The sequence below is a fragment of the Craterilacuibacter sinensis genome, assembly GCF_009831765.1.
GTDB lineage: Bacteria > Pseudomonadota > Gammaproteobacteria > Burkholderiales > Chromobacteriaceae > Craterilacuibacter > Craterilacuibacter sinensis.
The window spans coordinates 194154-218251 of the sequence record NZ_WSSB01000001.1 but is presented as its reverse complement, the minus strand read 5'-3'; the positions used below and the strand labels follow the sequence as shown (position 1 = coordinate 218251).

The 24098-nt window shown below is 59.4% G+C and carries 27 protein-coding genes; 5 read left to right on the top strand and 22 right to left on the bottom strand.

What is annotated here, in order from left to right; genetic code table 11:
• Position 1: 1 nt before the first annotated feature.
• From pilW to ndk, 3 genes are read right to left on the bottom strand one after another with little or no spacing between them, the layout of a single operon-like run.
• Positions 2–736, bottom strand: coding sequence for a type IV pilus biogenesis/stability protein PilW (pilW, locus tag GQF02_RS01115; RefSeq protein WP_160794277.1), 735 nt, complete (start codon positions 734–736; stop codon positions 2–4).
• On the bottom strand, positions 733–1827 hold the full coding sequence (gene rlmN, locus GQF02_RS01110) for a 23S rRNA (adenine(2503)-C(2))-methyltransferase RlmN (RefSeq protein ID WP_160794275.1): 1095 nt from the start codon (positions 1825–1827) through the stop codon (positions 733–735). Before rlmN ends, pilW begins: the two co-directional genes overlap by 4 nt.
• Positions 1828–1887: 60 nt before the next feature.
• Entirely contained in the window at positions 1888–2313 is a 426-nt protein-coding gene (ndk, locus tag GQF02_RS01105) for a nucleoside-diphosphate kinase (RefSeq protein WP_124734079.1), read from the bottom strand.
• Between the two features lie 132 nt (positions 2314–2445).
• Between ndk and GQF02_RS01100 the strand changes: the two genes are divergently transcribed.
• Positions 2446–3171: an SPOR domain-containing protein gene (locus GQF02_RS01100; protein WP_124734078.1), complete on the top strand. Its 726-nt coding sequence runs from the start codon at positions 2446–2448 to the stop codon at positions 3169–3171.
• A gap of 10 nt (positions 3172–3181) precedes the next feature.
• On the opposite strand, the gene zapE is transcribed toward GQF02_RS01100, so the two are convergent.
• From zapE to cmk, 10 genes are all read right to left on the bottom strand, one after another.
• Positions 3182–4336 carry a cell division protein ZapE gene (zapE, locus tag GQF02_RS01095; protein ID WP_220789264.1) on the bottom strand — a complete coding sequence of 385 codons (1155 nt, stop codon included), beginning with the start codon at positions 4334–4336 and terminating at the stop codon, positions 3182–3184.
• Positions 4337–4359: 23 nt separating this feature from the next.
• Positions 4360–5250: a cysteine synthase CysM gene (gene cysM / locus GQF02_RS01090; protein WP_160794272.1), complete on the bottom strand. Its 891-nt coding sequence runs from the start codon at positions 5248–5250 to the stop codon at positions 4360–4362.
• A 137-nt stretch (positions 5251–5387) separates the two neighbouring features.
• On the bottom strand, positions 5388–6383 hold the full coding sequence (gene rfaD / locus GQF02_RS01085; RefSeq protein WP_160794270.1) for an ADP-glyceromanno-heptose 6-epimerase: 996 nt from the start codon (positions 6381–6383) through the stop codon (positions 5388–5390).
• 34 nt (positions 6384–6417) lie between these two features.
• On the bottom strand, positions 6418–7380 hold the full coding sequence (gene rfaE1 / locus GQF02_RS01080) for a D-glycero-beta-D-manno-heptose-7-phosphate kinase (RefSeq protein ID WP_160794268.1): 963 nt from the start codon (positions 7378–7380) through the stop codon (positions 6418–6420).
• Positions 7381–7389: 9 nt separating this feature from the next.
• On the bottom strand, positions 7390–8136 hold the full coding sequence (gene pyrF, locus GQF02_RS01075) for an orotidine-5'-phosphate decarboxylase (RefSeq protein ID WP_160794266.1): 747 nt from the start codon (positions 8134–8136) through the stop codon (positions 7390–7392).
• 26 nt (positions 8137–8162) lie between these two features.
• Positions 8163–9323 carry a lipopolysaccharide assembly protein LapB gene (gene lapB, locus GQF02_RS01070; protein ID WP_160794264.1) on the bottom strand — a complete coding sequence of 387 codons (1161 nt, stop codon included), beginning with the start codon at positions 9321–9323 and terminating at the stop codon, positions 8163–8165.
• Positions 9324–9355: 32 nt separating this feature from the next.
• Positions 9356–9646 (bottom strand): lipopolysaccharide assembly protein LapA domain-containing protein, encoded by a 291-nt coding sequence (locus tag GQF02_RS01065; protein WP_124734072.1) that lies wholly within the window; start codon positions 9644–9646, stop codon positions 9356–9358.
• Positions 9647–9774: 128 nt separating this feature from the next.
• On the bottom strand, positions 9775–10068 hold the full coding sequence (locus tag GQF02_RS01060) for an integration host factor subunit beta (RefSeq protein WP_124734071.1): 294 nt from the start codon (positions 10066–10068) through the stop codon (positions 9775–9777).
• A gap of 8 nt (positions 10069–10076) precedes the next feature.
• Positions 10077–11780 carry a 30S ribosomal protein S1 gene (gene rpsA, locus GQF02_RS01055; protein ID WP_124734070.1) on the bottom strand — a complete coding sequence of 568 codons (1704 nt, stop codon included), beginning with the start codon at positions 11778–11780 and terminating at the stop codon, positions 10077–10079.
• Between the two features lie 102 nt (positions 11781–11882).
• Positions 11883–12539 (bottom strand): (d)CMP kinase, encoded by a 657-nt coding sequence (cmk, locus tag GQF02_RS01050; RefSeq protein ID WP_124734069.1) that lies wholly within the window; start codon positions 12537–12539, stop codon positions 11883–11885.
• Positions 12540–12697: 158 nt separating this feature from the next.
• On the opposite strand from cmk, the gene aroA reads away from it, so the two are divergent.
• From aroA to GQF02_RS01035, 3 genes are all read left to right on the top strand, one after another.
• The gene (aroA, locus tag GQF02_RS01045) at positions 12698–13990 is read left to right on the top strand and encodes a 3-phosphoshikimate 1-carboxyvinyltransferase (protein WP_160794262.1); all 1293 of its coding nucleotides are present in this window, start codon (positions 12698–12700) and stop codon (positions 13988–13990) included.
• Between the two features lie 64 nt (positions 13991–14054).
• Positions 14055–14480 (top strand): pyrophosphohydrolase domain-containing protein, encoded by a 426-nt coding sequence (locus GQF02_RS01040; RefSeq protein ID WP_160794260.1) that lies wholly within the window; start codon positions 14055–14057, stop codon positions 14478–14480.
• Positions 14481–14543: 63 nt separating this feature from the next.
• Positions 14544–15095 carry a cytochrome b gene (locus GQF02_RS01035; RefSeq protein ID WP_160794258.1) on the top strand — a complete coding sequence of 184 codons (552 nt, stop codon included), beginning with the start codon at positions 14544–14546 and terminating at the stop codon, positions 15093–15095.
• Between the two features lie 21 nt (positions 15096–15116).
• On the opposite strand, the gene GQF02_RS01030 is transcribed toward GQF02_RS01035, so the two are convergent.
• Positions 15117–16007, bottom strand: coding sequence for a prephenate dehydrogenase (locus GQF02_RS01030; protein ID WP_328698582.1), 891 nt, complete (start codon positions 16005–16007; stop codon positions 15117–15119).
• Between the two features lie 90 nt (positions 16008–16097).
• Between GQF02_RS01030 and GQF02_RS01025 the strand changes: the two genes are divergently transcribed.
• Positions 16098–16388, top strand: coding sequence for a DUF4936 family protein (locus tag GQF02_RS01025; protein ID WP_160794256.1), 291 nt, complete (start codon positions 16098–16100; stop codon positions 16386–16388).
• Here GQF02_RS01025 and pabC read toward each other — a convergent pair.
• The 8 genes from pabC to plsX form a co-directional block, all read right to left on the bottom strand.
• Positions 16385–17194 carry an aminodeoxychorismate lyase gene (gene pabC / locus GQF02_RS01020; RefSeq protein ID WP_235930010.1) on the bottom strand — a complete coding sequence of 270 codons (810 nt, stop codon included), beginning with the start codon at positions 17192–17194 and terminating at the stop codon, positions 16385–16387. The two genes, GQF02_RS01025 and pabC, sit on opposite strands and share 4 nt — an antisense overlap.
• Complete coding sequence (locus tag GQF02_RS01015; protein ID WP_160794254.1) at positions 17194–18489, bottom strand: aminodeoxychorismate synthase component I; 1296 nt, start codon at positions 18487–18489, stop codon at positions 17194–17196. The genes pabC and GQF02_RS01015 overlap by 1 nt, the downstream gene beginning before the upstream one ends.
• A 90-nt stretch (positions 18490–18579) precedes the next feature.
• Positions 18580–19821, bottom strand: a complete 1242-nt coding sequence (gene fabF, locus GQF02_RS01010) for a beta-ketoacyl-ACP synthase II (RefSeq protein ID WP_160794252.1) — start codon at positions 19819–19821, stop codon at positions 18580–18582.
• Between the two features lie 165 nt (positions 19822–19986).
• Positions 19987–20226, bottom strand: coding sequence for an acyl carrier protein (gene acpP, locus GQF02_RS01005; RefSeq protein WP_124734062.1), 240 nt, complete (start codon positions 20224–20226; stop codon positions 19987–19989).
• Positions 20227–20331: 105 nt separating this feature from the next.
• On the bottom strand, positions 20332–21069 hold the full coding sequence (gene fabG, locus GQF02_RS01000) for a 3-oxoacyl-ACP reductase FabG (protein ID WP_124734061.1): 738 nt from the start codon (positions 21067–21069) through the stop codon (positions 20332–20334).
• A gap of 21 nt (positions 21070–21090) precedes the next feature.
• A complete protein-coding gene (gene fabD, locus GQF02_RS00995; RefSeq protein ID WP_160794250.1) occupies positions 21091–22020 on the bottom strand; it encodes an ACP S-malonyltransferase in 930 nt (309 codons plus the stop codon).
• Positions 22021–22082: 62 nt separating this feature from the next.
• The gene (locus GQF02_RS00990; RefSeq protein ID WP_124734059.1) at positions 22083–23042 is read right to left on the bottom strand and encodes a beta-ketoacyl-ACP synthase III; all 960 of its coding nucleotides are present in this window, start codon (positions 23040–23042) and stop codon (positions 22083–22085) included.
• A gap of 1 nt (position 23043) precedes the next feature.
• A complete protein-coding gene (gene plsX / locus GQF02_RS00985) occupies positions 23044–24093 on the bottom strand; it encodes a phosphate acyltransferase PlsX (protein ID WP_160794248.1) in 1050 nt (349 codons plus the stop codon).
• Positions 24094–24098: the final 5 nt, after the last annotated feature.

Genomic DNA, 24098 nt, shown 5'->3' with positions numbered 1-24098 from the left:
CTTAATTTCCACTCAGATAGTGTTGGGTTTCGACCGAGTCGGGGTAGCTGGCCAAAAGCGTGTCACCCAGACGTTTTTCTGCGGCCTTGTCAGCCTGCAGGCGCGCCAGACGCACCCCTAACCACAAATCGGCGGGGCCGGGCGTCGCAACTTCACGACGCAGGCGCTGGTAGTAAAAAGCTGCCAGCTTTGCATTATTGCCCTGCAACTGCAAACGCGTCATTTCACGCAAGGCCGTCACATCGTTGCCATTGAAACGCAATACCGCCAACAAATCGGTATTGGCCTCATCCAGCTTATCCAGTTTCATCAGGCACAGACCACGATTCAACTGCGCAGTCTGCGGCTTGTCATACAACGGGTCAGCCAGTGCACGGGTAAAATAGGCAATGGACTCGGCAGCGCGTGCGCCCTTGCACAAAAACCAGCCGTAATTATTATTGACTTCAGGATTGGTACCATCAATGGACAGCGCCTTGCGAAAAGCACCTTCAGCCTCTTTGTCCATCCCCAGTTGCATCAATACCAGTGCGCGCACCAACTGGCCATTTTGATAACTGCTATCCGCCTTGACCGCCTCGTCAGCTGAATCCAGCGCCGCACGCATATTACCGTAGCGCATATATTCGACCGCCAGTTGCGCCCGGGTCTGGGCCAGCTCCAGCGAACTGGCAAGCGCCAGGACTGGCAGGCATAACCATGCCAGACACAAACCCCAGCGCCGCATCCGCATCATTGCTTGCCTTCCTCGATGATCTGCGTCCACTTAGCCTGGCGGCGCGTCTTGTCCTGCACCTGGCCGGCCAACTGGCCGCAAGCGGCATCGATATCATCGCCGCGGGTCTTGCGCACGGTCACGACCAGCCCGGCCTCTTGCAGCAGTTCGCGGAAAATATGGATCGCGTTGTTGCTGGAACGGCCGTAGCCCGAATTCGGGAACGGGTTAAATGGAATCAGGTTGAACTTGCAAGGCACATCACGCACCAGCTCGATTAATTGACGAGCATGTTCCGGCCTGTCATTGATGCCGTCAAGCATCACATACTCGAAGGTCACGAAGTCGCGTGGCGCTCTTTCCAGATAGCGCTGGCACGCCGCCATCAGTTCCTTGAGCGGGTATTTCTTGTTGATAGGCACAATCACGTCACGCAGAGCGTCATTAGGCGCATGCAGCGACACCGCCAGCGCCACCGGACAATCCTCGCGCAATCGGTCCATCTGCGGCACCAGACCCGAAGTCGACACCGTCACCCGGCGCCGGCTCAAGCCGTAAGCATGATCATCCAGCATGATGTTCAGCGCCGACACTACATTGTCGTAGTTGGCCAAAGGCTCGCCCATGCCCATCATCACCACATTGGAGACGACTCTTTCCTCTTTCGGCGTCACGCCTAGCGCCTTATTCGCCCACCACAACTGGCCGATAATCTCGGCAGTCGACAGGTTGCGATTGAACCCCTGACGCCCGGTCGAGCAAAAAGTGCACTCCAGCGCACAACCGACCTGAGATGACACGCACAAAGTGCCGCGCTCGTTCTCCGGGATAAACACGGTTTCAACACCGTTGCCCGTCCCTACGTCCAGCAGCCACTTGCGGGTACCATCGCCGGACTCCTGCCCCATCATCAGCGCCGGCACGCGAACTTCCGCAGTTTCGTGCAGCTTGGCACGCAGACTCTTGGCGATGTCGGTCATCGCATCGAAGTCGGACTGTGCCATCTGGTGCATCCAGCGCATCACCTGCTTGGCGCGAAAAGGCTTCTCGCCCATTGCGGCAAAGTGTTGAGTCAGCTGATCCAGATTGAAGTCGAGCAGGTTGGTCTTCATGAGTACCTCAGAAAAAACGGCAGCCACCGAAACAGGCGGCTGCCGTTTCAAAAAACAGAATTAACGCGCGCTGATTTCGGAAGCAGCGAAGAAGTAGGCGATTTCGATCGCTGCATTCTCCAGGCTATCGGAACCATGGACGGCATTGGCGTCGATGGAATCGGCGAAATCGGCACGGATGGTGCCGGCATCGGCTTTCTTCGGATCAGTCGCACCCATCAGCTCACGGTTCTTCAGGACGGCGTTTTCGCCTTCCAGCACCTGAACCATCACCGGACCGGAGATCATGAAGCTAACCAGGTCAGCAAAGAAAGGGCGCTCTTTGTGTACGGCGTAGAAGCCTTCGGCTTCGGCGCGCGACAACTGCTTCATGCGAGCAGCAACCACTTTCAGACCTGCCGATTCGAAACGGTCATAGATCTTGCCGATGACGTTTTTAGCAACAGCATCAGGCTTAACGATGGACAGAGTACGTTCAATTGCCATATAAATCCCCTTATTACCTAAGACAGACGCATTGACTGATCAGATGTCAGCTTTGCGTCGGGTGAGTGAGACCAATCGAAGAACCACATATTTTACCAGCCTTCTCAAGCCTTTGCTGCAGATAATGAATCCATGACCACTTTGCCACCCCCTGAAAAACAGACCACGGACGGCGTCAACCCCAAGACAAAAAAACGCATCGCCATCGCACTGGGTCTGATCGTGGCGGCACTGGCCGTCATTCCGCTGATGAATGCACTGAAATCCAAACCAAAAATAAGCGACGCCAGCAGCGGCAAAATCAGCGGCACCTTGTTGCCCCCCCAAGCCATAGAGCCCGAGGCGCCCGTTGCCAGCATCAACACCAGCGCGCCGGTCGCCGAGTCCACCCGACCTGCCAGCCCTGACCTTTCCGCCACACCAGGCATGAGCGCCTTACCCAAATTAATGGTCGAAGCGCACGTCCCACCCCCAAGCCTCCCCAAGCCGGCCAGTCCCAAACTCGTGCAGACTAACCCGCCGGTACGCGAATCTCTCCCCGCGCCCGCACAGCACAAAGCCACCTTGCCAGGCGATCAGCCAAAGCCACGCGCAGCAGAGCAGGCAGCCCTTGCTACACCGCCAGCTCCCGCCAGACCGCAAGGCAGCTCTTTCGGCTACAACGTACAGCTAGGCTTGTTTTCCAGCCCGGATAACGCGGAGAAGCTGATGGATGAACTAAAAAAGCGCGGCATCAATGCCCGCAGCGAGACCAAGGTACAACTAGGCCCGTTCAAGAGCCGTGCAGAAGCGGAAGAAGCCATGATGGAGCTACGCAAGCTAGGCTACATTCCGCTACTGGTTCCGCTAGGCCAATAAGCCGGCAACCTCAGGTCTCGACCACTCCGCTCAGGGTGGGTTCGCTGACCAGATGCGGCAATGACAGGTAAGTCTGCGACTGCATTTCGGTCAAACGACTGGCGGTGCGGAAAAACTCGCCGGCGTGTACGCCCTCGGTGTAAATATCTTCCGGCTCGACGGCAGACGAGGCCACCAGTTTGACACGGTGGTCGTAGAACACGTCGACCAGCCAGGTAAAACGTCTTGCCTCGGACGACTGCGCGGCGCCCAGCTTCGGAATACCCGACAGGAATACGGTATGGTATTCACGGGCAATTTCCAGATAATCGGTCTGGGCACGCGGCCCGCCGCACAAGGTGGCAAAATCGAACCAGATCACACCCAAGGTGCGCTGCTGCGACTTGATGCGCCGACCCAGCACTTCTATCTGCGGCGACAACAAAGCCGTGCCGCCAGAGATACGGGTAAACATCGCATCCAGCCGGGCAAGCGCTGATGCATCATCCGGCACCAGAAACAAGGGCTCGCGCACCAGTTCGCGCAGGCGGTAATCATGCCCGCCATCCACATTCAGCACCCTTAACTGCTGCTTGAGCAAGGCGATGGTAGGCAGAAAGTTTTGCCGCTGCAGGCCATTAGGGTAGAGATTATCCGGCGCATAGTTTGAAGTCATCACCATAATCACCCCGCGCGCAAACAGCGCTTCCAGCAAGCGCCCCAAGAGCATGGCATCGGCAATATCGCTGACGTGAAACTCGTCAAAACACAACAGGCGCGTCGCGCGCGCCATACGCTCAGCCAGTGCGATCAGCGGGTCCTTCTCTGCGGCCAGTTTCTTAAGTTCCTTATGCACATCCGCCATAAAGTGATGGAAATGCACACGCTTTTTACGCGTATAAGGCACACAGGAGAAGAAAGCATCCATCAAAAAGCTCTTGCCGCGCCCCACCCCGCCCCACAAATACAAACCCTGCGGCACCGCTGGCTTAAGCAAGGACCGGCCAAGAAAGCGGTTGCGCTTTTTTTTAAACTCGACCAGTTGTTGCCATAAACCATCCAGTTGCTCGATGGCGGCAGCTTGCGCCTCGTCACGGATAAAGCCTTTTTGCTGGATAGCCTGCTGATACCACGCCTGCGGACTCAACTCGCCAGCGGCATCGGGAGAAAATTCGTGTTGCGACATAAAACGGAGAACCTGCGCAAGAATCAGGCAAAAAGCCCGGTGGAAAGATAACGGTCACCACGATCGCACACGATGGAAACAATCACGGCGTTTTCCAGCGTCGCATTCAGGCGCAAGGCGACTGCCAGCGCGCCACCTGATGACGGCCCGGCCAGAATGCCTTCCTCGCACGCCAGACGCCGCGCCACAGCCTCGGCCTCGGCCTGCGACACCAACTGCAAATCATCGATACGCGCGTAGTCGCAAATCTTGGGCAGATAAGCATCCTCCCACTTGCGTATGCCCGGAATCTGGCTGCCAGGCTCGGGCTGCACGCCGATGACACTCACCGCGGGGTTCTGCGCCTTCAGATAGCGGCTCACCCCCATAATGGTACCGGTTGTGCCCATACTGGACACGAAGTGCGTCACCGCACCGGCCGTATCGCGCCAGATCTCGGGCCCGGTACTGTCATAGTGCGCCTGCGGATTGTCCGGGTTGGCAAACTGGTCGAGGATGCGCCCGACCCCGGTCTGTTCCAGACGGCGCGCCTCGTCTATGGCACCAGGCATGGACAGAGCCGCCGGCGTCAGACGGACATCAGCACCATAGGCGCGCATGGTCTGCACTCGCTCCACACTGGAATTTTCCGGCATCACCAGAATCAGCCGGTAGCCCATCATGGTGGCTGCCATGGCCAGGCCAATGCCGGTATTGCCGCTGGTCGGCTCGATCAAGGTATCACCGGGCCGGATATCGCCGCGCGCCTCGGCGTGGCGGATCATAGACAGGGCTGGCCTGTCCTTGACCGAGCCGCCTGGATTATTGCCTTCGAGCTTGAGCAACAGCACATTGGACGTATTGCCGGGCAGGTGTTTGAGCCTGACCAACGGGGTATTGCCGACAAAGTCTTGCAGATATTTGAATTCGGGCACGGCTCACGACTCTCGCCTGATGACAGACGAGCATTATACAGCCTGCCCCAACAAAATCAGCCGCGATGACAAAAGGGTTGAGCGCGCCAGATACAACAAGGCCCGCTTCACGCGGGCCTTGGCTCAACTGACAATACTTAGCGCGTCATCAGGAAGTCGACGTAACGGTCTACACCTTCTTCCACGCTCAGCATAGGCTCGCTGTAGCCTGCCTCGCGCAGCTGGGTGATATCGGCCTGGGTAAAACTCTGGTACTTACCCTTGAGCGCATCGGGAAAGTCGATATATTCCAGCGTCCCCTGCTCGACCAGTTCGGCCAAGGACAGTGCCGGCTTGCCCTCGTGGCGGCGGCAGGCATTGACGGTGGCGACTGCAACATCATTGAATGGCTGCGCACGCCCCGAACCCAGATTGAAGATGCCGCTTTGTTCCGGGTGGTCAAGGAAGTGCATATTGACCTTGACCACATCCTCGACCGAGACGAAATCGCGGCTTTGCATGCCGTCAGCCCATCCATCCCAGCCGCCAAACAGCTTGACCTTGCCGCTTGCGCGGTACTGGTTGAAGTTGTGAAAAGCCACCGAGGCCATGCGCCCCTTGTGCTGCTCATGCGGGCCATAGACATTGAAATAGCGGAAACCCACGGCCTGTGCCGTCAGCCCCTCCTCCATGCGCTGGCGCAAGACCTGGTCGAACAGGAATTTGGAATAGCCGTAGACATTCAGCGGGCCTTCAAACTCGCGGCTCTCGCGAAACACCGTACCGCCGCCGTACACCGCAGCACTGGAGGCAAACAGGAACGGGATATCTTCCGACTGGCAGTAATCAAACAGCGCCAGCGTGTACTGGTAGTTGTTCTCCATCATGAACTTGCCGTCGTGGTTCATGGTATCCGAGCAGGCGCCCTGATGCAGGATGGCGCTGATCTCGCCCTCGTACTCGCCTTCCAGCAGCAGCGCCAGAAAATCGCTTTTGTCGAGGTAGTTGGAGATATTGCAATCCACCAGATTCCTGAACTTGTCGCCCTCGGTCAGATCGTCGACCGCGATGATGTCGCTAAAGCCGCGCTCGTTCAGCGCCTTGACCAGATTGGAACCAATAAAGCCGGCTGCGCCGGTCACCACAATACTCATAAGTGTCTCCTGGGCCGGCGTCGCCGCAGCCCGTTTAAAGTGCGAACAGTTCCTGCTGCGTACACACGGCGGTGCCCAGCTTGGCCACCACGATACCGGCCGCGGCATTAGCCAGCGTCACCGCCTGCGCCATAGGCAAGCCTGCCGCCAAGCCCAAGCCCAGTGTCGCGATCACCGTGTCGCCGGCACCGGACACATCGAACACCTCGCGCGCAAAGGTAGGCTGATGCAGGGCGCCATCGGCCTGGAACAAAGTCATCCCCTCCTCGCTGCGCGTCACCAGCAAGGCAGTCAGTGCCAACTCCGTGCGCAGCGCCTCGGCCTTGGCACACAGTTGCGCCTCGTCCGACCAGCGTCCGACCACCTGGCGAAACTCGCTGCGGTTGGGCGTCAGCAAAGTTGCACCGGCGTATTTACTGTAGTCCTCACCCTTGGGGTCGATCAGCACCGGACAGCCGGCTGCATTGGCCAGCGCGATCATGCGCGCCACATGGGTCAGCCCGCCCTTGCCGTAATCCGACAGGATCACCACATCGTGCTGCGCCACGATGGCGGCAAACTCGTCCAGCTTGTCCGCCAAGATCTCGTGACTGGGCGTATCTTCGAAATCGAGGCGGATCAGCTGCTGCTGGCGCGCAACCACCCTCAGCTTGATGGTGGTTGCGATACTGGCGTCACGCTTGAGCGAAGTCTTGACGCCAGCGTTCTGCATCAGACGCTCCAGTGCATCCGCCGCCTCATCGTCGCCGACCACCGACAACAAAGTCGCCTGCCCCCCCAAACCGGCAATATTGCGCGCCACATTGGCGGCACCACCGGCACGCTCTTCCATTTTTTCGATGCGAGCCACCGGCACGGGTGCTTCAGGAGAGATACGCGTGGCATCGCCAAACCAGTAACGGTCCAGCATCACATCGCCCACCACCAGCACGCGCGCAGCCTTCAGCCGGTCGCGCAAAGCCTCCTGGGTCAGGCCCAGCGATTGAATCAGTTGCATACGCCCCACCTAGACCGTCTGCGCCTGAAACGCGCAAATGTCATCATTAATCGCAGCCAGTACGGCCAAAGGATCTTGCGCCTTGGTGATCGGGCGGCCAATCACCAGATAATCCGCCCCCGCCGCCAGCGCAGCCGTCGGCGTCATCACCCGGCGCTGGTCATCGGCCACCGCATCAGCCAGACGTATGCCCGGCGTAACCAGCTTGAAGTCTTCACCGCAGGCGGCGCGCAAACTGGCGGCTTCCTGCGCCGAGCTGACCACCCCGTCCAGGCCGCTACTTTGCGCCAGCCGTGCCAGACGCAACACCTGCTCCTGCGGACTCAGGCTGATGCCGATTTCGGCCAGATCAGCCGCTTCCATGCTGGTCAGTACGGTAACGCCTATCAGTAGCGGGCGCTGACTGTAAGGTGCAACGGCCTCGCACGCGGCCTCCATCATGCGCCGGCCACCCGAGGCATGCACATCCACCATCCACACCCCAAGCTCGGCCGCCATCTTGCAGGCATGGGCTACGGTATTAGGAATATCGTGAAATTTCAGGTCGAGAAACACCTGAAAACCGCGCGCCACCAGCGCCTCGATCAGGGAACGGCCGGAGGCGGTAAACAATTCCTTGCCAACCTTGACACGGCAGGCCGCCGGGTCCAGACGGGCAGCAAACGACAAAGCCGTCGCGGCATCATCAAAATCAAAAGCGACAATTACAGGGGACAACGGCTGCACGGGCAGGCCGGCACAAACCAGCGGGTTCATCAGACAACATCCTTGTACAAAATTATTCAGCCTTCGCTGCGGTTGGGACTGAAGCTTTCCCACTCGCCACAAGCGGGGCAATGCCAGAAAAAGGCGCGCGAACGGAAGTTGCAACGACGGCAACGGTGCTGGGTCAGGCGCTGTGCATACTTAAGCACCAGGGCGCGCACCAGTTCGGCATCCGAGCGCCCTTCCTGTGTCAGCAAGCCGCCCATTTGCGCTTCGATCAGGCGGTAAGCACCGGTAAGATTGGGGCGCGCATGTACAGCCTCGCGCGTCACGCTAAGCGCACGCGCCTCCCCTTCATAGGTCGCGACCTTCTCGTACAGCAAGTCGGTCAGCTCCAGCTGCGGGAAAGTCTCGCTATAGCCCTTGATCAGCGCGATGCCCTCGGCCGGCTTGCCCAGTTTTTCATAGGCGTCAAACAGCCGCTCGGCAGCCATGGAAAGGAAGGCGTAGTTCTGTTTCTCTATCTTCTGCCAGGCGGCAATCGCGGCCGGATAGTTTTCCAGCGCAAACTCGATATCGCCCAGAATCAGACTGGCACGGACGCATTTGCGGTTCACCGCCAGCGCTTCGGCTACATACTCGCGCGCCTTGCCGCTATTGGAGCGATAAAGCTCGCCTTGAGCCAGCTCGCAATAAAATTGCGCGACTTCATGCTGGAACGAATGCGCATCGGTACGCAATTCGCGCGCGGTTTCAATCGCTTTCAGCCAGTCCCTGTCCTGCTGGTAAATATCCAGCAACTGCTGGCGGGCAGACAGGCCCATATTGCCGGACAGCAAGCCTTGCAGGATTTCCTCAGCCCGGTCGACCAGACCGGCCTTATGAAAGTCCTGCGCCAGCTCGAAACGCATGCGCTCGCGCATTTCGGGCGAAATATCGGGTGCATCCAGCAAAGACTGATGCAGGCGAATGGCACGATCGTTCTCGCCACGCTTGCGGTACAGCTTGCCCAGCGTCAGCGACAAATCGAACGACTGCGGCTCTTGGCGCACCACTTCGGCCAAGGCCTGCGATGCGACATCTGTCTTGTCGTCGACCAGCGCATCCAGCCCTTTAAAAAAGCCTGCCGGCAAGGCCTTGGCCTGTTTGAGCACAGTGCGCATATCGACACGCGCAGCCAGCCAGCCCAGCGCAAAAAAGGCCGGGAACAGCAATAACCACCAAAGATCTAGTTCCAAAGATAAACCCCGGGGGAAGTCAAAGCGCGCACTCAATCGGCCAGTGCGTCGCTGGGATCAGCCGACACACGCCCGGCCTGACGATTTCTCAACTCTTTCTTGAGCTGGGAAAGCTCGCGGCGTACGCGCAAATAATAGGAGAAAGTTGAAATCAGCCCGATCACCGCCCCAGCCACAAAGAACAGCAGCAGGAACAGGATCAGCGGCGCATGCCACGACTGACCGAAAAGCAGTTTGAACTCGACAACGGCACTATTCTGGACGGTAACTGCCACCAGAATGACCAGCAGGATGATTTCGATCAGACGGATAAAATAGCGCATGGGCTCACTCACGACGATTTATGGCCTGAAGTGTAAACGAATCCGCCCCCTGCCCCCAAGCACCAGCGTACAAAAGAAAACGCCGCACCATGAAGGTGCGGCGTTTTTAGAGCAAGTCAAAGCAAGTGTCAGCTTGTCTGTTCGGACAAATCGACACGTTCACGCAGTTCCTTGCCCGCCTTGAAATGAGGCACGTACTTCTCAGGAACGGCAACGCTGCTACCCGACTTGGGATTACGACCGACCCGCGGCGGACGATAGTTCAAATCGAAACTACCGAAACCGCGGATCTCGATCCGCTCACCCTGAGCCAAGCTGCCGGCCATCGCATCCAGTATGGTTTTGACGGCCAGCTCAGCGTCTTTGGAGACCAACTGAGGATAACGCTCTGACAGCCTCGCAATCAGCTCAGACTTGGTCATGACGCAACTTATTCGTTGTTGCTACCGGACAGCTTAGCCTTCAGCAGCGCGCCCAGGCTGGTGGTACCAGCGCTGACGTTAGCTTCGGAAGTGGCAGTCAGGTTACGCATAGCTGCGGTCTCGTCCTGTGCATCCTTGGCTTTGATCGACAGGCTGATCGAGCGGGTCTTGCGATCCACAGCGATAATCAGCGCTTCGACGGCATCGCCTTCCTTCATCACGGTACGCATGTCTTCGACACGGTCACGCGACACTTCGGAAGCACGCAGGTAGCCTTCAACATCGCTGTCCAGCGCAATGACGGCGCCCTTGGCATCGATAGTCTTGACTACGCCGTTCACCAGCGCGCCCTTGTCGTTCATGGCCACGTAGTTGTTGAACGGATCGCCTTCGAGCTGCTTGATACCCAGCGAGATGCGCTCTTTCTCAACGTCGATGGACAGAACAACAGCCTCGACTTCGTCACCCTTCTTGAAGCGGCGAACAGCTTCTTCGCTGGTTTCGCTCCAGGACAGGTCGGACAGGTGAACCAGACCGTCGATGCCGCCTGGCAGACCAACGAATACGCCGAAGTCGGTGATCGACTTGATGGCGCCGGAGATCTTGTCGCCCTTCTTGAAGTTCTGCTCGAACTCGTCCCAAGGGTTAGCCTGGCACTGCTTCATACCCAGGCTGATACGACGACGCTCTTCGTCGATCTCGAGGATCATGACTTCAACTTCGTCACCAACCTGAACAACCTTGGATGGGTGAACGTTCTTGTTGGTCCAGTCCATTTCGGACACGTGAACCAGACCTTCGATACCCTGTTCGATCTCAACGAAAGAACCGTAGTCGGTCAGGTTGGTCACTTTACCGAACAGGCGGGTGCCGGACGGATAGCGACGGGACAGACCAACCCATGGATCATCACCCAGCTGCTTCAGGCCGAGGGATACACGGTTCTTCTCTTGATCGAACTTCAGAACCTTGGCTTCAACTTCATCGCCAACGGCCAGAACTTCGGATGGGTGCTTCACACGACGCCATGCCAGATCGGTGATATGCAGCAGGCCATCGATGCCGCCCAGATCAACGAATGCACCGTAGTCGGTGATGTTCTTGACGATACCTTTAACCACAACGCCTTCGCGCAGGGTTTCCAGCAGCGCCTTGCGCTCTTCGCCCAGGGTCTCTTCCAGCACGGCGCGACGCGAAACAACCACGTTGTTGCGCTTGCGATCCAGCTTGATAACCTTGAACTCAACCTGCTTGTTCTCGTATGGAGTGGTGTCCTTGACTGGACGCACGTCAACCAGGGAACCTGGCAGGAAGGCGCGGATGCCGTTGACCATAACGGTCAGACCACCCTTGACCTTGCCGCTGATCAGACCGGACAGGATCTTGCCGGCTTCCAGAGCCTCTTCCAGATCAATCCAGGCCGCCAGACGCTTGGCTTTTTCACGCGACAGCTTGGTTTCACCAAAGCCGTTTTCGATGGCGTCGATCGCAACGGTGACGAAATCACCGATCTTGACTTCGACTTCACCGTTGTCGTTCTTGAATTCTTCGACCGGAACCAGCGACTCGGACTTCAGGCCGGCGTTCACGGTTACAAAGTTGGAATCAATGCCGATAACTTCGGCAGTGATCACTTCGCCAATGCGCATTTCCTGGAGTTCCAGGGATTCTTCAAACAGTTGGGCGAAGTTTTCCATAGCGGAGGTAGTCATTAAGATTACTCACACGTGCATGCCTTGCGACACGCGGGGTTAGGGTTGGTCAAACGTCTGGCCGACATCGGACAGACGGGTACTACAAACTCAATGGCCGGATCAGACCGACTGCTCGAACCAGCCCAGCACTGCCGCCACTGCAAGGTCGACTGTCATTTCGCTGGTATCGAGAAGACGGGCATCCGGCTCCTGCCGCAGTGGCGCCACACTGCGGGCCGCATCGCGTGCGTCCCGCTCGGTGATGTCCTGCAGAATGCGCGGCAGATTAGCAGAATCTTCCTTGCTTATCAACTGTTTATAGCGCCGGTCGGCTCTAACCTGAGCATCTGCAGTCAGGAAAACCTTGAGGCTGGCATCGGGAAAAACCACCGAACCCATGTCGCGACCATCGGTCACCAGACCCGGTGCCACCCGGTAGGCACGCTGGCGCTCCAGCAAAGCCTCACGCACCAAAGGCAGGGCGGCAATGGCGGATGCACCCATGCCGATTTCCTCGGCCCGGATCGCATCGTCAACCGCCTCGCCAGCCAGATACACTCCGCCATCACGAAATTCGGCCGGCAAGGTACGGGCCAGAGCCGCCACGCCTGCTTCGTCGCTCCAGCTTGTGCCACAGCGCTGCGCATAAAGTGCTGTCAAACGGTATAAGGCACCCGAATCCAGATAGGCAAAACCCAGTTTTGCCGCAACCAAGGCAGCCACCGTCCCCTTACCCGAAGCGGATGGACCATCAATAGTGATGACAGCAATCGTCATGATCGTTTAACTTCTTTCCTGCGGAGCCGCCATCAATGCGCGCTCCGACCTGACTAAAAAGAAGATTCTAGCCCAGCGAACTGCCGGACGGCCACATTCCGGCACCCGCTCGCCCTTAATTAACCGGCACAGCCACTACCAGGATTTTGCATCTCGTCATGAAACAGCTTCATCTTGCACCGATAGCCCGTATCGCCGGAACCGTCGAATTGCCCGGTTCCAAAAGCATTTCCAACCGCACCCTGCTGCTGGCGGCGCTGGCGCACGGCAGCACGCGTGTCTGCGGCCTTCTGGACGCAGACGACATCAGCCATATGCTGGGCGCCCTTGGCCTGCTGGGTGTCAAGATCGAACGCCAGGGCGAAAGCCGCGACTTTCTGGTGCAAGGTGCCGGTGGCGAGTTTCCGGTCAAGAATGCCGAACTATTCCTGGGCAACGCCGGCACCGCCTTTCGCCCGCTGACCGCCGCACTGGCCTTGATGAACGGCCACTACCAGCTCTCGGGTGTTGCGCGCATGCATGAGCGCCCGATAGGCGACCTGGTCGACGCACTCAAGGTGGCCGGTGCCGATATCCGCTATCAGGGCACTAAAGGCTATCCTCCACTGGCCATCGCCCCGGGCCATATCGACACCCATGTGGTGATTCCGGTCAAAGGCAATGTGTCCAGCCAGTTTCTGACGGCACTCTTGATGGCGCTACCGCTCACTGGCAGCACCGTCACGGTCGAGGTGATAGGCGAGCTGATTTCCAAGCCCTATATCGAGATCACGCTCAAACTGATGGCGCGCTTCGGCGTCGTGGTCGAACGCAAGGGCTGGCAGCGCTTTACCATTGCCGGCGGGCAAAGCTATCTGTCCCCGGGCGAAATCCATGTCGAGGGCGATGCCTCCAGCGCGTCCTATTTTTTGGCGGCAGGCCTGCTGGGCGGTGGCCCGGTACGGGTGAGCGGTGTCGGGCGCAACAGCATACAGGGCGATGTAAAATTTGCCGAAGCGCTCTCGCAGATGGGTGCCAAGATCAGCATGGGCGACAACTGGATAGAAGCCGCCGCGCAAGGACCGCTGCAAGCCATCGATCTGGATGTCAATCATATCCCGGATGCGGCCATGACCCTGGCAGTTGCTGCGCTGGCGGCCGAAGGCACGACTACCTTGCGCAATATCGAGAGCTGGCGCGTCAAGGAAACCGACAGACTGTCGGCCATGGCCACCGAGCTGAGAAAGCTCGGCGCCACGGTGGAAGAAGGGCAGGATTTCATCCGCATCACACCAGCGGAAAAACTCACCGCCAATGCACAGATAGACACTTACGACGACCACCGCATGGCCATGTGCTTCTCGCTGGTTTCGCTGATAGGCACGCCGGTCACCATCAATGACCCGGACTGCGTCGCCAAGACCTTCCCCGGCTATTTCGACGCACTGGCCTCGCTGACCGAAGCTGACTAAACCCGTTTCCGATGCTACGGCTGCCTTGCGGCAGCCGTTTTTCTTAAGCCACCAGAGGCCCTCCATGAGCGACTTTTTTGCTGCGCGTCGCGACTTCATGCAGCGCTTCGACTTCCCCATTCCTGATACACCCGAATACCTGCCGCAGCGTCTGGCGCTCTGGGACACCATGCTGACGGAGGAATGGCAGGAGTTCAGCCAGGCGCTGGCTGACTACAAGGCGGTGGATACGGGTGACAGTGCCGCACTGCAGCGCGCCCGCGCAGAACTGGCAGCCGAAGGGGTCGATGTGCTGAATGTATTGGCCGGACTGCTGCTGTCACAAGGCTTGCCGCTGGAAGCCATGTTCAATGCCATCCATGCGGCCAATCTCGCAAAAAGTACCGACGGCAAGGTGCTGCGCCGCAGCGACGGCAAGTTGTTGAAACCGCCGGGCTGGCAGCCGGCCGACAAGGAGGCGATCATCCGTCAGGCCTGTGAGAAATCCTGATACAAAGACGGCGGGCAGCTGCTTTAATGGTAAGACTGAAAGAGTAAAAAAAGGAAAAAACCCATGCTCTTCAATAGTCGCCATAGCTACGGCAGCGTAGCCCGTGCTTTTCACTGGCTCAGCGCGCTGGCCGTGATCATTGTGCTTTCGCTGGCGCAGATCAAGGATTTTTTCCCCAGGCAGTCGGAAGCACGGGTCGAGCTGTGGCTGTGGCATATCAACTTCGGCATCATCATTTTCCTGCTGGTGCTGCCACGCATCGTATGGCGGCTGGGCAATAAGCTACCGGCCATCACCCCGCCCCCCAGCGCGCTGGACATGCTGCTGGCCCATATCATCCACTGGACGCTGTACGCCTTAATGGTCATCACCCCCGTCTTCGGCCTGTGGTCCTTGCAGGCCGGCGATGCCACCGTCCACCTGTTCAGCCTGCCGCTGCCGCAATTATTCGGTGTCGATGACGCACTGTCCCACGACATCAAGGAAATACACGAGACGCTGGGCAATGTGGTGTTGTGGCTGATGCTGGCGCATATCGCTGCCGCGCTATGGCACCACTACCGGATCAAGGACGACACCCTTACGCGCATGGGCGGGCAGCAAAAACCGGACTGAAACAAGCGGCAAGCTCTGGCATCAGTTGCCGCGCACAAAGCGCTGGTGCCAGGCAAGGCGGGCATGACGCGCCCGCTCAAACAACTGCTGCATGGCATCGGCGTCGGCACTCGCGATCAGCGCCTCCAGCGTTGCCAGCTGTGCCTGGTAGTCGGCCAGCTCGGCCAGCAGGGCATCGCGGTTGGCCAGCGCGATATCGCGCCACATCTCGGGATGAGAGCCGGCGATACGGGTGAAATCCCGAAAGCCGGTGGCAGCAAAATCAAAACGGCGCGCCGCATCCGGGTGCGCCGCAATCATGTCGACAAAGGCAAAAGCCAGCACATGCGGCAGATGCGACACGCTGGCAAATACGCTGTCGTGCTCGGCCGCACTCATTTCATGCACACTGGCACCACATGCCTGCCACAGGGTGCGCACAGCCTCCACCGCTGCGGCAGCCGTTTCAGGCAAAGGCGTCAACACCACCTTGCGGTTCTGGTACAGGCCATACTGGGCCGCCGCCGCCCCCGACAGATCCGAGCCGGCAATCGGGTGCGCCGGTACGCAATGCGCCAGCTGCGCCGGCAGACATGCGCGCATCAGCGCCGCCACATCACCCTTGGTACTGCCGGCATCGGTCACAATGGTATGCGCGGGCAGCACCGGCGCCATGGCGCGCATCAGCGCCGCCATCTGTCCCACTGGCGTTGCCAGCAGCACCATGTCGGCACGCGCGCAAGCCTCGGCGATATCGTGGCTCACCTCGTCCACCACGCCCAACTCCAGCGCGCGCTGCATATTGGCCGGCGAGCGCCCGACACCGATGACCCGACCGACCCGGCCGGCATGGCGTGCCGCCAGCGCCAGCGAGCCGCCGATCAGGCCGACCCCGGCCACCACCAATGTTCCTATCGCCCCTTGTTCCGCCACGCTATCCCCGTTTTGCCACTGGCGCCTTCACAAGCGCGCCATCCGATGATTGAATGCGCTCTATGATAAGCGAATTAGCGGTAAGCGACGATGACATCCCTCTACATCTACTACCGGCCACCTCAAGCTACGGCCAAACTGGCGCAAAAAATAAGCGCCATGCAGGCGGCGCTGGCACAGGAAAGCGGCATACAGGGCCAGTTATTGCGCCGCTGCGATGATGCGAACACCTGGATGGAAGTCTACCCGGGGATTAAACAGCGCGAGGTATTCGGACAGGCACTGGCGCAGTTGCTGGCTTGCCATGGACTAGACGAAGCCTGTGGCGAGCGCCATGCCGAATGGTTTGAGTACTGGCCGCTTGAGGGTACCGAGGATTAAGACTCGCGTGCAAGACGCGCCTGCAGGCGCTGCGCCAGGGCAAAATCGTCCCAGATGCGCTCATCCAGCCTTGCCAGCGACCAGATGCCGATCAGGCTATTGCACAGAAAAACCTCGTCCGCCATCAGCACATCCTGCGGCAACAGGCGCACCACTTTCGGAAGATACCCCAGCGCAGGCAAGCTATCCAGCAGCCAGGCACGCAGCGCACCGCTCACGCCGCAACGATCCAGCGCTGGGGTCAGCACCTCGCCACCACGCAGCACAAAAAGATTGCTCATGGTGCCTTCCACTACATAGCCTTCGCTATCCAGCATCAGCCCCTCGCGCAGCACCGGGTCTTGCCACTCCGAGCGCGCCAGAACATTTTCCAGCCGGTTCAAATGCTTGATGCCGGCCAGGCGCGGCTGGATGGCCAGACGCATATCGCACCAGCGCGCAGCAATCCCCTCCCGGGCACAGGCAGGCGGGTAGCCACTCCATGCACTCACCGCCACCACCCGGCTACCCGCAGCAGCCACAGGGATGGCGTAGCCGCGCATCCCCTGACCGCGGCTGATGGTGACCTTGGCCACCGCGCGCGCCAGACCGGATGCGGCACGCGCAAGCTCGGCCAGCAACACCGTCTCGTCCGGGCAGGGCAAGGCCAGCGCAGCACAATCCGCCTGCAAGCGCGCCCACTGCCACGGCCATAGCCGCGGCTGCCCGTCGATCAGCTCCAGCGTGCGATAGACGCCATCACCGTAAGCCAGTGCACGGTCATGCACGCTCAGGGTATCGGCAAGTTCGCCATTGACCAGCACCATCAGGCTTGCTCCACACCCAGTGCCCGCAAAAGGCCGCGCGCCTTGTGCCGCGTCTCCTGCAATTCGCGCTCGGGGTCGGAGTCGGCCACGATACCCCCACCGGCCCGGAAGCGCAGCTGCTGCTCTTGCTGCATAAAGGTACGGATCAGGATATTCAGGTCCAGCGTGCCATCGTGGTTCAGATAACCCAGACTGCCGGTGTAGGCACGGCGCGCACTGTTCTCCAGCTCGCGGATAATCTGCATGGTGCGCACCTTGGGGCAACCGGTAATGGTGCCGCCGGGAAACAGCGCACGCAGCACCTCCACCGGGGTGACATCGGGACGGATGCGCCCGCGTACATTGGATTCGATATGATGCACATAGGCATAGCTGGCGATCGCCATCAGCTCGTTCACTTCGACCGTACCCGGCTGTGAAATCCGCCCCAGATCGTTGCGCTCCAGATCGATCAGCATCACATGCTCGGCGCGCTCCTTGCTGCTGTCAGCCAGACGCTGCTTAAGCGCCGCATCCTCGGCCGCATCCCTGGAGCGCGGATGGGTGCCGGCAATCGGCCGCGTATCAGCCCAGCCATCGCGCACCCGCACCAGACGCTCGGGAGAGGAGCTGACAATCTGGGCGCCCCCCAGATCAGCCAGCGCCGAAAAAGGCGCCGGATTGGCCAGACGCAAGGCGGCATACAGATCGGCAGCGCGCAATCCCGCGGCCAGCTCGGCACGCCAGCCGCGCGAAATATTCACTTGGAACACATCGCCTTCGACGATGTAATCCTTCAGGCGCAATACGGCATCGGTATACCAGTGCGGGGGATCTTCCTCCAGCGCAGCCAGCTGTACAGGCCTTGCAGCAAAAGCCGGACACGCCTGCACCCGCAGCTGCAAATCTTCCAGCAGCTCGGCGCTTTCCGCCATCAGCGTCGCCTGGCCGCTGCTACGCTCGACCAAAACCGCCGCCGGAATGCGCGACAATGCCGCCAGCGGAAAGCTGTCGGCCAGCGCCGGTGCCACCGAAGGCTCGAATTCGGACAGCAAGTCATAGCCCAGATAAACAAACCAGCCGCCGCTAAAGGGCAGGTGCTGCGCCGGCAAGGACGTATCCACCGGCAAGGCGCGCAGATCGGCCACAAAAGCCGCCCCCTCCCCGCCCTGATAGATACGGGTCTCTTGTGGCAGGGCAAACAGGATGTCCCAGCCCATGTCGCCGGAAGACTGCAACAGATAGGGGAAAGTGGCCCGGTCGGCGGCATAAAGCGCCAGAAGATCAGGGACTGAATCGAGTAATCGGCTAAACATGTATCGTCCGCAAGGTGGCGCAGGCTGAAAAAAAGAAAACCGCCGCGAGTGTATCGCAGCGGTTTTTTCCGTCAAGGCCGGACAGTCCGGTCAGATCTTGCGGAATACCAGCGTACCGTTGGTACCACCAAAACCGAAGGAGTTGGAGATGGCCACATCGATCTTCATATCACGCGCAGTATTGGCCACATAGTCGAGGTCGCAACCGGCTTCGAAGTCCTGCTCCTGCAAGTTGATAGTCGGCGGCGAAACCTGATGATGCAGCGCCAGAATGGAGTAGATCGCCTCCACCCCGCCCGCGCCACCCAAGAGGTGGCCAGTCATCGATTTGGTCGAGTTCACCACCAGCTTATGGGCATGGTCGCCGAAGGCAAGCTTGAGCGCAGCAGTTTCGTTGGCGTCGCCCAGCGGCGTCGAGGTGCCGTGCGCATTGACGTAATCCACCTCATCGGCGTTGACGCCGGCATCCTTGAGCGCGTTTTTCACGCCGCGAGCCGGGCCTTCCGCATTCGGTGCCGTGATATGGTATGCGTCCGAGCTCATGCCGAAACCGGCAAGCTCGGCATAGATGGTCGCCCCGCGCGCCAGCGCGTGCTCATACTCTTCCAGCACCAGCACGCCGGCGCCTTCACCCATCACAAAGCCGTCGCGACCCTTGTCCCAAGGACGGGACGAAGCAGCCGGATCATCGTTGCGGGTGGACAGCGCCTTCATGGCGGCAAAACCGCCGATACCCAGACGGGCAATCGCGCACTCGGCACCACCGGCCACCATCACATCCGCGTCGCCGTACTGGATCACGCGCGCAGCGTCACCGATGCAATGCGCACCGGTAGTGCACGCCGACACAATGCCGTAGCTCGGGCCCTGATAGCCCTTGAGGATGGACACATGGCCGGCAATCATATTGATCAGCGAGCCGGGGATAAAGAACGGGCCGATTTTGCGCGGGCCGCCCTCGATCAAGGCGACACCGGTGTCCTCGATCAGCGGCAAGCCGCCGATACCGGAACCGATATTGACGCCGACGCGGGTCTTGTCCAGACGCTCGTGCGCATCCAGACCGGAATCGGTAATGGCCTGCAAGGCCGCAGCGATACCGTAATGGATGAAAGCATCCATGCGGCGCGCATCCTTGGCAGGAATATATTGGGTGATATCGAAGTCTTTGACTTCACCGGCGATCTGGCACGCCAGATCACTGGCATCGAAACGGGTAATACGACCAATGCCGCTCTTGCCAGCCAGCAGCGTGGCCCATGCACTAGCCACATCGTTACCGACCGGGGACACCTGACCGAGGCCGGTGATTACGACTCTGCGTTTTGACACAGGGACTCTCCATTAAAAGAGAAAAAAGCTGTCTTGCGTGATCCTGCCACTGCCTTGCTTGATACAGGACAGTCAAACACACGTTTGGGCAGTAAAAACTGAAAGACCCCTGCGTGGTGAGCCATGGCCACACCGGCAGAGGTCTTGGACAATCCCGTGAAGGGATTACTTGTTCAGGTGGGCAGTGACGTAGTCAACAGCCTGCTGCACGGTGGTGATCTTCTCGGCATCTTCATCCGGAATTTCGCACTCGAACTCTTCTTCGAGGGCCATCACCAGTTCCACGGTGTCAAGGGAGTCTGCACCCAGATCGTCGACGAAGGAAGATTCGATCTTCACTTCGGCTTCGTTCACACCCAGTTGCTCAGCGACGATTTTCTTGACGCGCGCTTCGATATTTTCCATTTGTAACCCTTCGCCTTTCTGTTTCGGGACAAGCTGAACCCGAGTATTCTACAAAAAAAAATTAGAGTAGCCCAACTAAAAATTTATGATTCATCATAAATTCATTCAGGGCATCAACATCCCGCCATTTACATGCAAGGTCTGGCCCGTGATATAAGCCGCCTTGTCCGACGCCAGAAACACCACGGCATCGGCAATATCTTGTGCATCGCCCAAGCGCCCTAGCGCAATCTGGCCAACCAGCGCCTCACGTTGTGCCTCGGGTAGCGCACGGGTCATATCGGTATCGATAAAGCCCGGAGCCACGCAATTCACCGTGATGCCGCGGCTGCCCACTTCGCGCGCCATCGACTTGGTAAAGCCGATGATACCCGCCTTTGCCGCTGCATAGTTAGCCTGACCCGCATTCCCCATCACGCCAACGACCGAGGCGATATTGATCACCCGGCCAACGCGCGCCTTCATCATGGCGCGCAACACCGCTTTGGAAGCCTTGAATACCGACTTGAGGTTGGTATCCATGATGTCGTCCCAGTCGCTGTCCTTCATCCGCATCAGCAGGCCGTCACGAGTGATGCCGGCATTGTTGACCAGAATGGCGATGGCACCGTGTTGTTTTTCAATCACAGCCACCAGATTCTCGATCGCGTCATCTGCGGTGACATTCAGCTCCATGCCCAGACCGCCAAACTCGGCCAGCCGTGCCGAAATCGCCACGGCACCGGCTTCCGATGTCGCCGTTCCGATCACGATCGCGCCTTCGCGCGCCAGCGAGTCGGCAATGGCGGCGCCAATGCCGCGCGATGCGCCGGTGACCAGTGCTACTTTACCCTTCAAGCTCATAGCGTCCCCTTCCCTGCAATATCAGAGCAGTTCGCTGCGCGCGGCTTCCAGCGCAGCAGCATCTACCAGCGCCAGACAGCGCACGCTGCTGTCTATGCGTTTACCCAAACCGGCCAGCACCTTGCCCGGGCCGCACTCGGCCATCAGCGGCAGGCCGTCGGCCACCAGCTTCTGCACCGTTTCGGTCCAGCGCACCGGGCTATACAGCTGGCGCGTCAGCGCATCACGAATCTGATCCGCATCCTGATAGCTGGCCACATCGGCGTTATGCAGTACCGGAATGGCCGGCGCATTGATATGCACGTTCTTGAGCGCCACCGCCAGCTGGTCAGCAGCAGGGCGCATCAGCGCGCAATGGGAAGGCACGGAGACCGGCAGCGGCAAGGCGCGCTTGGCACCCTTGTCCTTGCACAGACCCATGGCACGCTCGACGGCGGCCTTGTTCCCGGCAATCACGACCTGCCCTGGCGAATTGAAGTTCACCGGCTCGACAACCTCGCCCTGCGCCGCTTCGGCGCAAGCCGCCACGATGTCGGCGTCCGCCAGCCCCAGAATGGCGGCCATCGCCCCCACTCCGGCCGGCACCGCCGCCTGCATCGCTTCGGCGCGCAGGCGCACAAGCTTGATGGCTTCGGCAAACGGCAAGGCACCCGCCGCCACCAGGGCGGTGTACTCGCCCAGGCTATGGCCGGCCAATGCCGCAGGCTGGACACCGCCCAGTTCCTGCCACGCGAGATATGTCGCGTAGCCTGCGGCCAGCATAATAGGCTGGGTATTAACAGTCGCGTTGATAGCGTCGGCCGAATCGGCGTTCAGCATGGCCCACAAATCCAGCGACAAAGCATCGGATGCTTCAGCGAAAGTATGCCGGACAACAGGCAGACCTTCGAAGCCGGCCATCATATTGAGGCTCTGCGAGCCCTGACCGGGAAAAACGAAAGCAAAAGCCATAATACAGCCCCCTTGAAGATGTCGCGCCTAGCGCGCAATGTCCGCCGGCATGGCCGGCAGGCTCAGTACGTCAGCAATACGGCACCCCAGGCAAAACCGCCGCCTATGCCTTCCAACAAAACAGTCTGGCCGCGCTGGATACGGCCATCGCGTACGGCGGTATCCAGTGCAAGCGGAATCGATGCCGCCGAGGTATTACCCTGTTCGGGCAGAGTGACAATCACCCGCTCCATCGGCAGCTTCAGATGCTTGGCAGTCGATTCGATAATGCGCAAATTGGCCTGATGCGGGACCAGCCAGTCCACTTCGCTCTGCGCCACGCCCGCTTCGGACAGCGTCTTGTTGGCGATATCGGCCAGCGCCTTGACGGCAAACTTGAATACCGCCGGGCCATCCATAAACAGATAAGGCATGCCCTGAATCTTGCCACCGGAAATCTGCGCCGGTGTATTCAGGATGTCCTTGTAGCGCCCGTCGGCGGCCAGCTTGGCGTGACGGATGCCCGGCGTATCGGATGCGCCCAGTATCACGGCGCCGGCACCATCGCCAAACAGCACGCAGGTACGGCGGTCTTCCCAATCCAGGATGCGCGTCAGCACCTCGGCGCCGATCACCAGCGCCTTGGTAGCCAGACCCGCCTTGATATAGGCATCGGCGGTCACCAGCCCGTACATAAAGCCGGCACATACCGCCTGTACATCAAAAGCCGGGCCGCCATGAATGCCCAGCTTTTCCTGCAACAGGCAGGCTACGCTGGGAAACACCATATCCGGCGTGGTGGTGGCAACAATAATCAGATCGATCTCGTTGCGGTCTATGCCGGCACTGGCTATCGCCGCTTCGGCGGCATGCAGGGCAAGATCGCTGGTTTTCTGATCGGGGTCAGCAATACGACGCTCGCGGATACCGGTACGGGAGACAATCCATTCATCGGAGGTCTCCACCCGTTCGGCCAGCGTCGCATTGCTTAGCACCGTAGGTGGCAGATAGCTGCCGGTGCCAAGAATGCGGGAATAAATCATATTATGCAGGAACCTGATTCGCTTGGGCCTCGGCGCGCTGTCTGTTCTCTTGGTGCAGCGCGACCTGGTCGGTAATGTGGCCTATTACGTCGGAGTCGACTTCCTCGCAAGCCTGCTCCAGCGCAAAACGGAATCCTATCGCGTCGGTTCCACCGTGGCTCTTCACCACAATGCCCCTCAAGCCCAGCATGCTGGCACCGTTATAACGACGGGTATCGACGCGCGACTTGAAGTGTTTCAGCACCGGCATTGCGGCCAGCGCACACAGGCGCGTCCACCAGGTGCGGGTGAACTCTTCACGCAGGAAAACGGAAATCATGTGCGCCAGACCTTCGGAAGTCTTGAGCGCGACATTGCCGGTAAAGCCGTCGCATACCACCACATCTACCGTACCCTTGTAGATATCGTCGCCTTCGACATTACCGTAAAAATTCAGTTCGGACGCCCGGAACAGTTCGGCGGCCAGCTTGATATTGCCGGTGCCCTTGATCTCTTCGGAGCCGATATTCAGCAAGCCCACAGTCGGGCGCGCTTGATGCGACACGCTGGCGACCAGTTCGGCCCCCATGATGCCAAATTGCAGCAGTTGTTCCGGTGTGCAATCGACGTTGGCGCCCAGATCCAGTACGCAAGTGGTGCCGCGAACGGTAGGCATCAGCTTGGCAATGGCGGGACGGTCGATACCCGGAATGGTTTTCAGGACAAATCTGGCGGTTGCCATCAAGGCACCGGTATTCCCGGCGGAAACACACGCCTGGGCGCGGCCTTCCTTGACCAGATTAATAGCCACCCGCATCGACGAATCTTTTTTGTTCTTGAGTGCAAGCTGGGGCGCTTCGTCCATGTCTACGACCTGGGTCGCATGCTGGATCTCGATGCGCGAACGCAAACGCGGCTCGCACGAATGCAGCTCGGCTTCGATGGCCGTGCTGTCACCCACAAGAATCAATTTATTGTCGGGATGGTCGTGCAGAAATTGGATGGATGCGGGAATGGTGACCTTGAGTCCAACGTCACCACCCATGGCATCCACCGCTACGGTGATACTCATCAGCG